Annotated in this window: 13 protein-coding genes; 8 read left to right on the top strand and 5 right to left on the bottom strand. The window is 67.4% G+C overall.

Annotated features, from left to right (window positions below; translation table 11 throughout):
- Positions 1-136: 136 nt before the first annotated feature.
- Positions 137-979, top strand: a complete 843-nt coding sequence (locus AC1ECW_RS03320) for an HDOD domain-containing protein (RefSeq protein WP_409704001.1) — start codon at positions 137-139, stop codon at positions 977-979.
- Positions 980-993: 14 nt separating this feature from the next.
- Here AC1ECW_RS03320 and AC1ECW_RS03315 read toward each other — a convergent pair whose 3' ends face one another.
- Together AC1ECW_RS03315 and AC1ECW_RS03310 are read right to left on the bottom strand one after the other, a co-directional pair.
- Positions 994-2406, bottom strand: coding sequence for an alpha/beta hydrolase family protein (locus AC1ECW_RS03315; protein ID WP_409703999.1), 1413 nt, complete (start codon positions 2404-2406; stop codon positions 994-996).
- Between the two features lie 116 nt (positions 2407-2522).
- On the bottom strand, positions 2523-3005 hold the full coding sequence (locus AC1ECW_RS03310) for an Lrp/AsnC family transcriptional regulator (RefSeq protein ID WP_409703997.1): 483 nt from the start codon (positions 3003-3005) through the stop codon (positions 2523-2525).
- Positions 3006-3146: 141 nt separating this feature from the next.
- Here AC1ECW_RS03310 and hppD point away from each other — a divergent pair, with 141 nt between their 5' ends.
- From hppD to AC1ECW_RS03290, 4 genes are all read left to right on the top strand, one after another.
- Entirely contained in the window at positions 3147-4253 is a 1107-nt protein-coding gene (hppD, locus tag AC1ECW_RS03305) for a 4-hydroxyphenylpyruvate dioxygenase (protein WP_409703995.1), read from the top strand.
- A gap of 23 nt (positions 4254-4276) precedes the next feature.
- Complete coding sequence (gene phhA, locus AC1ECW_RS03300) at positions 4277-5176, top strand: phenylalanine 4-monooxygenase (protein WP_409703993.1); 900 nt, start codon at positions 4277-4279, stop codon at positions 5174-5176.
- Between the two features lie 98 nt (positions 5177-5274).
- Positions 5275-6399, top strand: coding sequence for a glycosyltransferase (locus tag AC1ECW_RS03295; RefSeq protein WP_481201212.1), 1125 nt, complete (start codon positions 5275-5277; stop codon positions 6397-6399).
- 13 nt (positions 6400-6412) lie between these two features.
- Complete coding sequence (locus tag AC1ECW_RS03290) at positions 6413-7048, top strand: class I SAM-dependent methyltransferase (RefSeq protein ID WP_409709688.1); 636 nt, start codon at positions 6413-6415, stop codon at positions 7046-7048.
- Here the strand turns inward: AC1ECW_RS03290 and AC1ECW_RS03285 are convergent.
- Genes AC1ECW_RS03285 through AC1ECW_RS03275 form a run of 3 tightly spaced genes read right to left on the bottom strand, consistent with a single transcriptional unit; the run spans position 7009 to position 10147 of the window.
- Positions 7009-7998, bottom strand: coding sequence for an esterase/lipase family protein (locus tag AC1ECW_RS03285; protein ID WP_409709685.1), 990 nt, complete (start codon positions 7996-7998; stop codon positions 7009-7011). The two genes, AC1ECW_RS03290 and AC1ECW_RS03285, sit on opposite strands and share 40 nt — an antisense overlap.
- A gap of 13 nt (positions 7999-8011) precedes the next feature.
- On the bottom strand, positions 8012-9628 hold the full coding sequence (locus AC1ECW_RS03280) for a GMC family oxidoreductase N-terminal domain-containing protein (protein WP_409709682.1): 1617 nt from the start codon (positions 9626-9628) through the stop codon (positions 8012-8014).
- A 12-nt stretch (positions 9629-9640) separates the two neighbouring features.
- On the bottom strand, positions 9641-10147 hold the full coding sequence (locus tag AC1ECW_RS03275) for a hypothetical protein (RefSeq protein WP_409709679.1): 507 nt from the start codon (positions 10145-10147) through the stop codon (positions 9641-9643).
- 85 nt (positions 10148-10232) lie between these two features.
- On the opposite strand from AC1ECW_RS03275, the gene AC1ECW_RS03270 reads away from it, so the two are divergent.
- From AC1ECW_RS03270 to AC1ECW_RS03260, 3 genes are read left to right on the top strand one after another with little or no spacing between them, the layout of a single operon-like run.
- Positions 10233-10973, top strand: a complete 741-nt coding sequence (locus tag AC1ECW_RS03270; RefSeq protein ID WP_481201211.1) for a DUF8198 family protein — start codon at positions 10233-10235, stop codon at positions 10971-10973.
- Positions 10974-11022: 49 nt separating this feature from the next.
- Complete coding sequence (locus tag AC1ECW_RS03265) at positions 11023-12726, top strand: long-chain-fatty-acid--CoA ligase (protein WP_409710090.1); 1704 nt, start codon at positions 11023-11025, stop codon at positions 12724-12726.
- 19 nt (positions 12727-12745) lie between these two features.
- Positions 12746-13663: an MBL fold metallo-hydrolase gene (locus AC1ECW_RS03260; protein WP_409710087.1), complete on the top strand. Its 918-nt coding sequence runs from the start codon at positions 12746-12748 to the stop codon at positions 13661-13663.
- Positions 13664-13822 lie beyond the last annotated feature (159 nt).

The following is a 13822-nucleotide window of genomic DNA, read 5'->3' as shown; positions in this document are numbered from 1 at the left end:
CATCCTCGAAGCCGGCATTGTGCGCCGGGGGGACCACACCGCGGTGGTGCCCAGGAGACATCTCGCCCGGAACTTGCGGGTTTGTCCCATTCAAGCGTTCCGGCCCCTGTGCCGATATCCCCCCAGGAGTGTTCGTATGCTCACCCGCCCCTTGCCCACCCTGGACGCCTGGACGGCCCACTTCGCTGCGGCCACCATCCCGGTGCTGCCGCGCACGGCCGAGGCGATGGACTGGCTCGCCACCCGGCAAGACGACCTGGACGCTCACAGCATCGCCGAGTTTCTCGCCGGCGATCCCTTGATGACCCTCAAACTGTTCAGTCACGTGGCCACCTTGCGGCGGCCATCGGCTGGCGACGACGACCACGAAGTCTTGGCCGAAACCCTCACCGCCGCCTTGGTTTACCTGGGCGTGGAACCCTTCTTCCGCGCCTTCCCAACGCTGCAGACCACCGAAGACCTGCTGCATGCGCACCCCGAGGCGCGTGACGGCCTGCACGAAGTGCTCGCACGCGCCGCCCGTGCTGCCGTGTTTGCCCTGGGCTTTGCCGTGCACCGCATGGACAGCGACGCGCCGACGCTCTATCACGCCGCCTTGCTGCACGATTTCGCCGAAATGCTGCTGTGGTGCCATGCCCCCGACCTGGCGCTGGAGATCCGCCACCGCCAGCGGCGCGACCCGGCTCTGCGCTCGGCCCAGGCCCAGGTGGACGTGCTGCACATCCGCCTGGCCGATCTCGAACAGGCCTTGATGCGCACCTGGCGCCTGCCGCGCGTGTGGCGCCGGCTCACCGACGAACACGCGGCGGCCCACGACCTGCAGGCCCGCAGCGTGACGCTGGCGATCCGCCTGGCCCGTCACACCCAGCACGGCTGGGACAACGCCGCCTTGCCGGACGACATCGCCGACATCGCCGCCTTGCTCAACCTCTCGCCCGAGGCCACGCTGCGCAAGGTGCGTGACCTGGACGAGGGCTGAGACCGCAGGGCCGTTCAGGGGGTCGGGCAGGCCGGCATCAGCGTGCGCACGGTCACCGTGGTGGGGTTGTCATACGGCCCGCCGGCATTGACCGTGAAGCGGCAGCCATAGGCCGGATCGGCCACGACCGCGGCGTCCAGCACCTCGTCCCCCTCGGGCCGCGTGCCGTTCTGCTCCCATGCCACCATGTCGTCGAAGGCCGCCACCTGTTCGGCCACCGTGAAATCACAATGGCTGGGGGCGCGGATGGCACGCTGCACCAGCCAGCCCCCCGAGCCATTGGCGTCGGCGCGGCGCTTGTAGATCTGCTGCATGCTGAACGGCACGTACATGTCACCCAGCGTGTGCAGCGACACCACCGGGATGCTGAACTGTCCGTTGACCTTCGGGATCCAGCGCAAGCCGTCGCGGCGCAAGCGGTTGGCATCGGGCACCGGCGTGACGCGCAGCAAGCGCTGGTTGAGCAAGGTCTCCTCCTCACTGAGCGCCGGGTCGCTGTCGATCTGCAAGACCATGTTGCGCGTGTCCAGCACACTGGCATTGAGGATGCCGTTGATCGTGCCGTCGCCACCGAAGGTGCCCCAAACCACCTGCTGCAGTCCCGCATTCGCGAAACCCTGCTCGAAGATCGGCCGGTTGCCGCCGGTGAGGTTCATCACCACGCCCTTGAGCTTCTCGCCGTCGGCCGTGGGCGTGATCACCGAGCTGCTGAATGTCGTGAACAGCCGGCTGCGTACCAAGGCGTTGATGTCGGCCCAGGCCGTGGTCGGGTACAGCGGCACCCCGGCAAAGTACTGCGCCGCCGTCTGGTAGGCCGAGAAGTAGTCGAACAGCTCGGTGTCGCCCATCACGCCGCACATCGGCACGGCCCCGTGGTAACGCACCTTGTGATTGGCCGTGCGGAAGGTCTCCTCCTCGATCGCCGCGCCCGTGATATGCCCGCCCATCGAATGGCCGATGATGTAGCGCCGTGTCGGCTCGGCCAGGCCGGTGAGGCGCGAAAACGCCAACGCCAGCGCGTTGGTGTCCTCCACGCCGGCACGCACGTCGTAGTAGTTCTTGCTGTAGCTCGACGCCGCCCAGGCATAGCCGTTGGCGATCAGATGGGCGCGGATCGGCGGGTTGCTCACCGTCAGCGGCACATTGGTGCCGCGGTAGCCGTGGGCGTACATCACGAGGCGGCCATTCCAGTTCTGCGGCACCTCGATGCGGTAGCCTGCCCCGTTGAGCACGCCGTGGAAACGCGTGGTCGTGGTCCCCGGCAAGGCCTCGAAGGCCAGCGCGGTCTCGTCGAGCGGGAAGGTGCGCGCATCGTGCGGGCGCACCTCTTCCGGTTCAGGTGTACTGTCACCTCCGCCACCGCCGCACGCCACCAGCACGACGACGCTGCCCACCGCAGCGGCCCATTTAGAACGCCAAAACTGCATGCCTGTCTCCTGTTGAGTTCTGCACTGCAAAATGCACGGTCGTGCAAATTTGCAGTCCGATTGTGGAGACTCGAGGCCTCGTTTCTGTCGCCAACGCGACAGAGACCGCCTAGGGATTACACCGGCACGGCCGTCGTGTTTTTCACCCGATCGAGCACGAAACTGGTCTTGCAGTCCTCGACACTCGGATGCTTGAGCAGGGTGTCCATGATGAAGCGCGAGTAGTGGGCCATGTCCTGCACCACCACGCGCAGCAGGTAGTCCATCTCACCCGTGAGGGCCACGCACTCCACCACCTCGGGCCAGCTCTGTACTGCCGCACGGAACAGATCCATGGGATTGCGCTTGTGGCTCTCGGTGTGCTTTTCCAAGCGCACGTTGATGTAGGCCGTCAGCCCCAGCCCCACCCGCTCGGGCGGGACGATGGCCACATAGCCGGCAATCGCCCCGGCCTCCTCCAGACGCTTGACGCGGCGCAGCGCGGCCGAGGGCGACAGGCTCACCTGCCCGGCCAGTTCGTCGTACGTCATGCGGCCATTGGTCTGCAGCGCGCGAAGGATGCGCCGATCGATGGCGTCGAGCGTTATCGCTGTGTCCATAGAGAAATTCTCGCACTTTTATTGCGTTTTTGTAGCCTTTCCGCTCAAAAATGCAGAAAAACTGCGCCCCACGCCGCCTACAGTCTTGACACAGCTCAACATGCGGGCGCTACGGCGTCTGCCCACGCTTTGGAGACCGGCATGCAATTCACCCCCTGGGACAACCCGATGGGCACCGATGGCTTCGAATTCATCGAATACGCCGCCCCCGATCCTGCCGCGATGGGCCAGCTCTTCGAGCGCATGGGCTTCAAGGCCATCGCGCGCCACCGCCACAAGAACGTGACGCTGTACCGCCAGGGCGAGATCAATTTCATCCTCAACGCCGAACCCGACTCCTTCGCCCAGCGCTTCGCCCGGCTGCACGGCCCCAGCGTGTGCGCCATCGCCTTTCGCGTGCGCGACGCCAAGGCGGCCTACGAGCGCGCCATCGACCTGGGCGCCTGGGGCTACGCCAACCAGGCCGGCCCGGGCGAGCTGAACATCCCGGCCATCAAAGGCATCGGCGACTCGCTGATCTATCTGGTCGACAAGTGGCGCGGCAAGAATGGCGCCAAAGAAGGCGACATCGGCAACATCGGCTTTTACGACGTCGATTTCGAGCCGCTGCCCGGGGCCGAATTGAACCCGGTGGGCCATGGCCTGACCTACATCGACCACCTCACCCACAACGTGCACCGCGGCCGCATGGCCGAGTGGGCCGAGTTCTACGAACGCATCTTCAACTTCCGCGAGGTGCGCTACTTCGACATCGAGGGCCAGGCCACCGGCGTGAAGAGCAAGGCCATGACCAGCCCCTGCGGCAAGATCCGCATCCCCATCAACGAGGAAGGCAACGAAAAGGCCGGACAGATCCAGGAATACCTCGACCGCTACCACGGCGAAGGCATCCAGCACATCGCGCTGGGTTCGACCAACCTCTACGACACCGTGGACGCGTTGCAGATGTCGGGCATCAAGCTGCTGACCACCAGCGCCACCTACTACGAGCTGCTGCCCAAGCGCATCCCCAACCACGGCGAGGACCTCGAAGGCCTGAAGGCCCGCAACATCCTGGTCGACGGCCAGCCCGGCGAGCTGCTGCTGCAGATCTTCAGCGAGAACCAGCTCGGCCCCATCTTCTTCGAGTTCATCCAGCGCAAGGGCAACCAGGGTTTCGGCGAAGGCAACTTCAAGGCACTCTTCGAAACCATGGAACTGGACCAGATGCGCCGCGGCGTCCTGAAGACCGACGCCACCGCGGCCTGAGCATCCCGCACGAGGAGCGCGCCATGACGGCCCCTTCCACCGCCATCGATTTCCACAGCGGCGTCAACCAGGGCGTGGCGCCCGTCACCTACGGCGAAGGAGAGCGGCCCCCGCGCGGCAACTACGCCCGCGCCCGCGCCGACTACACCTGTGAGCAGGACTGGGCCGCCTACACCCCGGCCCAGCACGACCTTTACCGCCGCCTCTACGAACGCCAGGCGGCCCAGTTGCCGGGCCTGGCTTGCAAGGAGTTCGTCGAGGCCGTGACCCACCTGGGCGAGCCCGACCGGATCCCACGCTTCGACGAGTTGAGCGAACGCCTGATGCGCGCCACCGGCTGGCAGGTCGTGGCCGTGCCCGGCCTCATCCCCGAGGAGGCCTTCTTCAAGCTGCTGTCCGAGCGCCGCTTCCCGGTCACGGAGTGGATCCGCGAGCCCGAGGAGTTCGACTACGTCGTCGAGCCCGACGTCTTCCACGACCTCTTCGGCCACGTGCCCTTGCTGTTCAACCCGGTCTTCGCCGACTACATGCAGGCCTACGGCGCCGGCGGCCTGAAGGCCAGCCGGCTCGATGCCTGCGAGCTGTTGGCGCGCCTGTACTGGTACACGGTCGAGTTCGGCCTCATCGCCACCCCCGAGGGCCTGCGCGCCTACGGTGCCGGCATCCTGTCGTCCACCGGCGAGCTGCGCTACAGCGTCACCTCGCCCGAGCCCAAGCGCGTGGGCTTCGACGTCGAGCGCATCATGCGCACGCGCTACAAGATCGACACCTACCAGCGCACCTACTTCGTGATCGACAGCTTCGAGCAGCTCTTCCAGGCCACCGCCCCCGACTTCACGCCGATCTACGCGCGCGTGCGCCAACTGCCCCCGCTGGAAGCCGGCGAGTTGCTGCCTGGAGAACCGCGCTTCCCGCCCGCCTGAATTTAGGCATCGCGGGCGGCAGGCGACTACACTGTGCCCGGCGGTAGCGCCCGAGGGGCACCGCCGCCGCAGCCCTGTGGCGTCCTTGCGCCCTCACCATGGATTCGACATCACCCTCCCCCGGCAGCGGGCGGCAAGGCCCGTCCGTCACCAACCGCCCGCGCCTGCGGTTCTGGCCCCATTCGAGCGACCCCCTGGTCGCCAGCACCCGGATCCGCTGCCTGCAAGTCATCGAAGGCTTGCGCTTGGCCGGCCGGGACGCGGGCCTGTACGTCGAGCACGAACCCGCCCCGCATGTCCTCGTCCTGGGCAAACGTTATGACGAAGCCTCCCTGAACCAGGCCCTGGACCTGCGCCGCCGGCATGGAACCTGCCTGATCCTCGATCTGTGCGACAACCATTTCTACGCCAAGGACGACGCTCCTCGGTGGCGCGCGCGCGCCGCCTGCCTGCGCCGTGCCGTGCAAGAGGTCGACTTGGTGGTCGCCTCCACGCCCGCCTTGGCCGAGGTGATTCACCAGGAGACTGGCGGCGACCGGCCGATCCAGGTCATCGGCGATCCGCTTGACACGGCACTGCCGGTGGGGGGCGTCACGCTGCAGCAGCGCTGGCACGCCTGGCGTCTGCGGCGCTTCCTGGCATCACGCGACATCGCGCCCGGCCGCCGCTTGCTGTGGTTCGGCAACCATGGAGCAAGCTACGCCGACGGCGGGCTGCAGGATCTGACCCGCATCGAGCGCTCGCTACATGCGCACCATCGCACCCAGGCTGTGAGCCTGACCGTGCTGAGCAACAGCGAGGACGCCTTTCGCCGCCACCTGAGCCATTGGACATTGCCGACCCTCTATATTCCCTGGTCGCCCGCCGTGTTCCGACAGGCCCTGGCCGGTCACGCGATCGCGATCATCCCGGCCCAGATCAACCCCTTCACACGCTGCAAGACCCCCAACCGACTGGCCACAGCCTTCTACAATGGCCTGGCTGTGGCGGCCGACCGCATCCCTTCCTACGAGGAGTTCGAGGACTGGGCCGTCCTGGACGACTGGGACGAGGGCCTGGGTCGCCTGATGGCCGATGCCGGCGAACGCGAACGCCGTGTGCAGGCAGCCCGTCAGCGGTTGCTGCAGCACCACGACCTGGGCACCATCTGTCGGGCCTGGGATGCAGCACTCGCGCAACTGCTGCACCCTGCGCCCACTGCGCAGTCCGTGCATTCGACATGAACCGGGAACAGGCTTGAAGACCGAACGACTGATCGACCCGTCCACGCCGGCGCCGCCCCCCTCGGACGGCCTGCGGCTCAACCTGGGCTGCGGCTCCAAACGCATCCCAGGATTCATCGGCATCGACATCGGCGAAGGCAGTGCGGTGGACGTCCGCATGGACGTGATGGAGTACCTGCGCAGCCTGCCGGATCACAGCGTACAGGACGTCTACACGCGCCACTTTCTCGAACATGTGGACGGCCACCACCTGCGACCGATGCTGCTGGAGATCGATCGGGTCTTGCGCCCTGGAGGTAGCCTGCACATCATCGTGCCGCACTACTCCAACCCATACTTCTACTCCGATCCCACCCACCGCCTCTTCTTCGGCGTCCACACCTTCAGCTACTTCTGCGAACGTTCCTGCCTGCACCGGACCGTGCCACGCTATGCCACGATCCCCGGCTGGTCCCTCGACCAGGTGCGCGTGGGCTTCAAGCCCTATGCGCGTCCTCGCCTGCTGGGTGTGCGCGTGCCCATGCTCAGCGGCCTGCTCAACCGCGTGGTCAACCGCAGCACGCTCGGCATCGAGCTCTTCGAGCGTTACCTGTGCGGGCTCTTCTCGATCTACGAAGTGGAGTACCGCATCCGCAAGCGCGGCTCGTGAAGCGCCTGCGGCGGCTGGGCGTCTCCGCCCTCCCCGACGGACAACCAGCGCATCGCCTCGTCCCACACTGCCGGGTGAAAGGCCATGTGCACATGGGCCGTGGCCTCGAGATGCCGGTTGTCCGCGCCGGCCAGGGTGGCGGTCGATGCCGGGAAGACAATGTTGTCGCAATGCCCGTAGAAGCAGGTGAAACGCCGGTGGCATGACGGCGGCTCCTCGCTCGCCAGCGCCTCGAGCCAGGCGTTGGCCAGACGCATCTGGCGGGTGTTGCGCGCCAGGCCGAAGCGTGCCAGCCAGGTGCCGTGGTGAGGCGTGCCGATCGTGATCACGCGGTGCACGCGCCCCTGGGAGCGCCAGCGCCGCAACCAGGCTCGCGCCGCCAGCCCTCCCATGCTGTGGCACACCAGCACCGGCGGCAGTCCCGTGGCCGACTCCAGCCGGCTCACCGCCGCTTCGATGGTGTCCACATAGTCCTCGATCGAGCCGAACACCGGCTCGAGGTTGACGGCCAGGAAGGGATGCCCCTGTCGCGTCAGTTCGCGCAGCCACGGCGTCCACAGGCCCCGGTTGCACACGAAGCCATGCACAAGCACCAGGCCGCGCCGTCCGGGCCTGCCGTCCGGCCGATCGGGCACGGCATCCCAGAAGAAGGGCTGGCGCCAACAGAAGACCACGGGCGCCGTCGTCACCTCGCCCCACCAGGCGCGCAGCAACTGGCCAGCCGTCGCCCGCGGCGCCGCATCACCATCATGCAGGCAGGCCACCAGCACGAACTCCAGCGCCATCACCAGCACATACCCGGCCAAGACCATCAATGCGCCCAGTGGCATCCACGCCGGCCGCCCCAGGGCCCAGGCCGCAGCCGCCCAGCCCAGCACGAAGACCCCCAGGCCCAGCGTGAGCGCCTGCTGCAAGCGAGCCAGGCGGCTCGTCGTCCCAGCGGCACTCACGGCCCGCCCCCGCTCATGCCAGCACCGGGGTCCGCCCGGTCAGCTGCGTGGCCAGGCCGGTGGCCAGCCGGTTCGCAAAACCGTAGACCGACAACTGCGGGTTCGCCCCGATGCTGGTCGGGAAGATCGAACCGTCGATCACGCTGAGGTTCTCGAGCTGCCAATGCCGACCATCGGGCCGCACCACCCCCTGGGCTTCGCCCGCAGCCATCGCGCAACCGCCCATCACGTGGGCGCTCACCACCCGCGTGAGCAGCGGCTTCATCGGCAGCGTTTCCAGCGCCTGACGGGCCTCCTGCCAGGTGGTGTAAGGCCGGGCCATCTCGTGCACCGGAATCACCTGCCGGGCCCCGGCCGCGAACTGGATCTCGGCCATGCTCAACAGCGCCCGGCGGGCCCCGTCCATCACGAAGTCGTTGAGCGGATAGTCCAGCACCGGTGAGCCGTCATCACGCAGCACGACGCGCCCGCCCGGCGAGTCCGGATGGAAACCGTCGCGCAGCAGCGCCAGCAGGGCATGAGTGTGGGCGAACTGAGCCAGCAGCTCGGCCTGCGACCGACCGAACCCCGACAGCGTCGTGGCGAAGACCACCGGATGCAGCGGTGGCGCCTCCAGCTTGTAGCCCATCGGGCCATCGATCGGGTGGACGTCCAGGAAATGGTCCGTGTAGATCGTCTGAGGCGCCCCTTGCCACCCCTGCACACGCTGATCGAAACGGGCCGCCGAAATGACCACCGGATGCAAGAAGGTGCGACGCCCCAGCAAGCCGTGCGGATCCGGGGCCTTCGACCGCAACAACAGGGCCGGTGAGTTGATCGCACCGCCAGCCACCACATAGTGCCGCGCCTGGATGCGCGTGCCCGGCCGGCCCGTGGCCACATCGCCGTTGGGCTGCACCGGGACGCACAGCAGGCCCGAGACCCGCCCCTGATCGTGCTCAAAGCGCAGCGCGCGCGTCTCCACCAGCAAGCGAGCACCGCGCTCCAGCGCCGCCGGGATCGTGGTCACCAGCATCGACTGCTTGGCATTGGTCGGGCAGCCCATGCCGCAAGAGCCCAGGTTCCAGCAGTCCTTCACATTGCGCAAGATGGCCGGCGCGGCGATGCCGAGGCGGGCCGCGCCGCGCCGCAGCAGGTCGTTGTTCTCGTTGGGCGGCACCAGCCAGGCACCGATGTGCAGCCGCCGCTCGGCCTGCGCGAACCAGGGGCTCATCGTCAGCGGGTCCACATCGCGCAGGCCGAAGTGCTCCTGCCAATAAGCCAGCGTGGCATCGGGTGTGCGGAAGGAGCTCGTCCAGTTCACCGTCGTGGACCCTCCCACGCAGCGCCCCTGCAGGATGTTGATCGCTTTGTCCGCCGTCTTGCGCGCCGCGCTCTCCTGGTAAAGCTGCGGATAGGCCTCACTTTCGAGCTGGCGGAAGTCGCGGCTGCTGCGCAGCGGCCCCTCCTCGACGATCACCACGTCCAGCCCCACCTGCGTCAGCAGCTCGGCCGTGATGCCCGCACCCGCCCCGCTGCCCACGATCACCACGTCGCAGCCCATGCGCTCGGGGGGCTGGGCATGCCCCCCTCCCAGCACTCGCCAGCCCCGCAACAGGCCTTCGGCCACCGGATCGGGACGCCGGCTCATCGAGGCTGCCCCTCAAAGATCGGCCGGGCCGGGATAGCCCAGTGCCGGCCAATGGGCCGGTTCGGAAAAGTAGGTGCCATTGATCATGTCCCGCAGTGCGTGATAGGCCTGACGGCGCACGGCCAGCGAGGACAGCCGCATGTCCTGCAGCCCCTTCTGCACCTGCGCCACCGAGGCCTCGGCCCAGTCCGGCGCCACCCCTGCCAACCAGCGCCGCCCCGGTGGCAGGGCCAGCAACCCCAGCAACTGCCCCAGTTCGTCGCGGGTGGCCGCGGGCAGCCCGGCCGCAAAAGCCTCGAGCCGAACGATCTGCGCCTGCAGGGCCGCCTCGCGGGCCATGGGGGCCTCCGGCAGGTTGCCCTCGAGCACCGCCTCGCACAGGCGAACGAGCACCCGTCGCGTCGCCGACGTGAACCGCCCGTGCTCCAGCCCCGGGCGCCACCAAGTCAGGCCCGCGCCCAAGGCCCCCAGCACCAAGGCCGAGCCCAGCCCTAAGCGAAGGAAGGTCCGTCTCTGCATCGGCGCCAGTGTGGCACCCACCATGCCCTCTGGCCTAGGGTCCCCCCACTAACCGGCCCCCAGGCAAACCCCGACAATCCCGGCCATGCCCGTCCAGGCCGAAGACATCCTGCACGAACTGCGCGAAGTGGCCCGCCAGCGCGCCCTGCGCGCTGGCGACCCGGCCCTCGGTACACGCGTCGAGGCCCTGAAGCGCTACCAGCAGGCCCGTTTCCGCCGGACCTACGCCGACCTGCTCGCCAGCCCCCGCCATGGCCCGCCGGCCCGCTTTTTCCTCGACGAACTCTACGGCCCGGGCGACTTCAGCCTGCGCGACGCCCAGTTCGCCCGCATCGTGCCGACCCTGGTGCGCCTGTTCCCGCGGCACATCGTCGAGACCGTGCTGCGCCTGGCGCGCGTGCACGCCCTGTCCGAACGGCTGGACACACGGATGGCGCAGGCCTTGAACGGCCTGCCCCTCGATCCAGGCCGCTACGTGCGGGCCTGGCAGACCTGTGGCGAACCCGACCAGCGTCGCCTGCAGCTCGAGCTCACGCTGGCCGTCGGCCGCTCGCTCGACGGCTACGCCCGCCAGCCCATGCTGCGCGCCAGCCTGCACATGATGCGCGGCCCCGCCAAGGCCGCCGGCTTGGGCGACCTGCAGCGCTTCCTCGAAGCCGGCTTCGACACCTTCCGCGCCATGGGCGGTGCTGAGGAGTTCCTGCATTGCATCGAGACCCGCGAGCGCGAACTGATCGAGCGCCTGTTCGCACCCGATGCTGTCGCCTTGGCGACAGGCCCGGGACGAGCGAACGACCGTGCGTTAGTGCAATTACCGTTGGCATGAGTCGGCCAGCCTCCAAGAATCGGGGACGTTTCCTCGATCTGGAGTCACCGTGTCTGCCGTATCCATCGCGCTCGAGACCAAGCCCTGGCTGAAGCACTACCCCCCCGGCGTGCCGGCCGAGGTCGAGGTCGACGTCTATCAGTCCCTGCCCGAGCTGCTGGAGGAGGCCTTCCGCAAGCACGCCTCACGCCGTGCCGCCATGTGCATGGACGTGGCCATCACCTACCGCGACATCGACGAGATGTCCGCCGCGCTGGGCGCCTGGCTGCAATCCAAGGGACTGCAGCGCGGTGACCGCGTTGCCCTGATGATGCCCAACGTGCTGCAGTACACCGTGGCCATCGCAGCCGTGCTGCGGGCAGGCTTCGCGGTGGTCAACGTCAACCCGCTCTACACCCCGCGTGAACTCGAGCATCAGCTCAAGGACTCCGGCGCCAAAGCCATCATCCTCCTCGAAAACTTCGCCACCACGTTGCAGGAAGTGATCGACCGCACTTCCGTGCAGCATGTCGTGCTGGCCGCGATGGGCGACATGCTCGGCTTCTGGAAGGGCCTGCTCGTCAACTTCGTCGTGCGCCACGTGCGCAAGATGGTGCCCGAGTTCAAACTGCCGATGGACCGGGGGCGCACCGTCACCCGCTTCAACATGGCCCTGGCCGAAGGCCATCGCATGAGCCTGCAGCGAGCGCCGATGTCGCCCAGCGACGTCGCCTTCCTCCAGTACACCGGCGGTACCACCGGCGTCTCCAAAGGCGCCACGCTCACCCACCGCAACGTCATCGCCAACATCCTGCAGACCGAAGCCTGGTTCAAGCCCATGCTCGACAAGCTGGGCGACAAGCCGCTCACCGTCGTGTGCGCGCTGCCGCTCTATCACATCTTCGCGCTGACGATCTGCTACATGATGGGCGCGCGCCTGGGCTCGATGAACCTGCTCATCCCCAACCCGCGGGACATCCCCGGCTTCATCAAGACACTGCAGAAGCACCGTGTCAACATGTTCCCGGCGGTCAACACCCTCTTCAACGCCCTGGCCAACGAACCGGACTTCGCCCGTCTGGACTTCTCCGAGCTGGTGGTCAGCAACGGCGGCGGCATGGCCGTGCAGAAGGCCACCGCCGACAAATGGCTGAAGATCACCGGCTGCCCCGTCGTCGAAGGCTACGGCCTGTCCGAGACCTCGCCCGTGGCCACCAGCAACCGCCTGGACCTCAAGGAATTCACCGGCACGATCGGCCTGCCCATCCCCTCCACCGACATCGCGATCCGTGACGACGACGGCCGGGACCTGCCCTTCGGGCAGCCGGGCGAAATCTGCATCCGTGGCCCGCAGGTCATGGCCGGCTACTGGAACCGTCCTGACGAGACCGCCAAGGTGATGACCCCCGACGGCTTCTTCCGCTCCGGAGACATCGGCGTGATGGACGAGCGAGGCTACGTGAAGATCGTGGATCGCAAGAAGGACATGATCCTGGTCTCGGGCTTCAACGTCTATCCCAACGAAATCGAGCAGGTCGTCAACCTGCATCCGGGCGTGCTCGAATGTGCGGCGGTCGGTGTGCCCGACGCCAAGTCCGGCGAAGCCGTCAAGCTCTTCGTTGTCAAGAAGGATCCGACCCTCGTCGAGGAAGACCTGATCGAGTACTGCAAGCAGAACTTCACCGCCTACAAACGCCCGAAGTACATCGAGTTCCGCGACGAGTTGCCCAAGTCCAACGTCGGCAAGATCCTGCGCCGCGAACTGCGCGGCTGAAGCCGGCGCTGCGCTGCCCATGGGGCCGCTTCCCGACGACATCCGCGTCCTCGAGCGAGGCTGGCTGTCGTCGAACAACATCCTGCTCCTCGACGACGACCCCGACGGCACCCTCCTCGTCGACACCGGCTACGTGAGCCATGCCGATCAGACGCTTGCGCTGGTCGAGCAGGCCCTGCAGGGGCGACGGTTGCGCGCGATCGTCAACACCCATCTGCACTCGGACCACTGCGGCGGCAACGCCGCCTTGGCCCGCCGCCATGGCACCCCGATCTGGGTGCCTCAGGCCGAGTACCAGGCAGCCCTGGCCTGGGATCCCGAGCACCTCAGCTTCCAGGCCACCGGCCAGCGCTGTGAGCGTTTCGTTCCCGATGCGGCGCTCCAGCCGGGCGACACCCTGCGTCACGGCCGGCGCAGTTGGAACGTGATCGCCGCCCCGGGCCACGATCCCCATGCCCTGATGCTGTTCGATGCCCAGGACGGCCTGCTCATTTCGGCCGATGCTTTGTGGGAGAACGGCTTCGGTGTGGTCTTTCCCGAGCTGGTCGGTCAGCCAGGTTTTGACGACGTGCACGCCACGCTGGCGCTGATCCGCAGCCTGGGGGCACGCCGGGTTCTTCCCGGTCACGGCCGCGCGTTCGACGACGTCGAGGCGGCCATCGATCGCGCCCTAGCGAAGTTGGCCGGCTTCAGAGCGGACCCCTTGCGTCATGCCTGGTATGCCGCCAAGGTGCTGGTGAAGTTCCACCTGCTCGAAGTACGCCGTCAGACCTGGCCTGAACTGCTTGCCTGGCTCGATGCCACCCCCTACGTCCGCCTGCTTCATCAGCACTACTTCTTCAGCCAGCCCTGGCCGGCTTGGCAAGTGGCCATCGTGGACGCCTTGTGCGCTTCCGGCGCCTTACGGCGCGACAGCGACACGATCGTCGATGCCTGACCGTGGGTTGTTGGGCTGGGGATTGGAGAGGGTCCTGATCAAAAACAAACCCCCACCGCCTTGGTAGGTGGTGGGGGTTGGAGGGATGTAGCCTGACGATGACCTACTTTCACACGGGAGACCGCACTATCATCGGCGCTGAGGCGTTTCACTGTCCTG

This window comes from Caldimonas hydrothermalis, from assembly GCF_056746695.1.
Note: the sequence above shows the minus strand (reverse complement) of the source record. Positions and strands in the feature narration are given on the sequence as shown.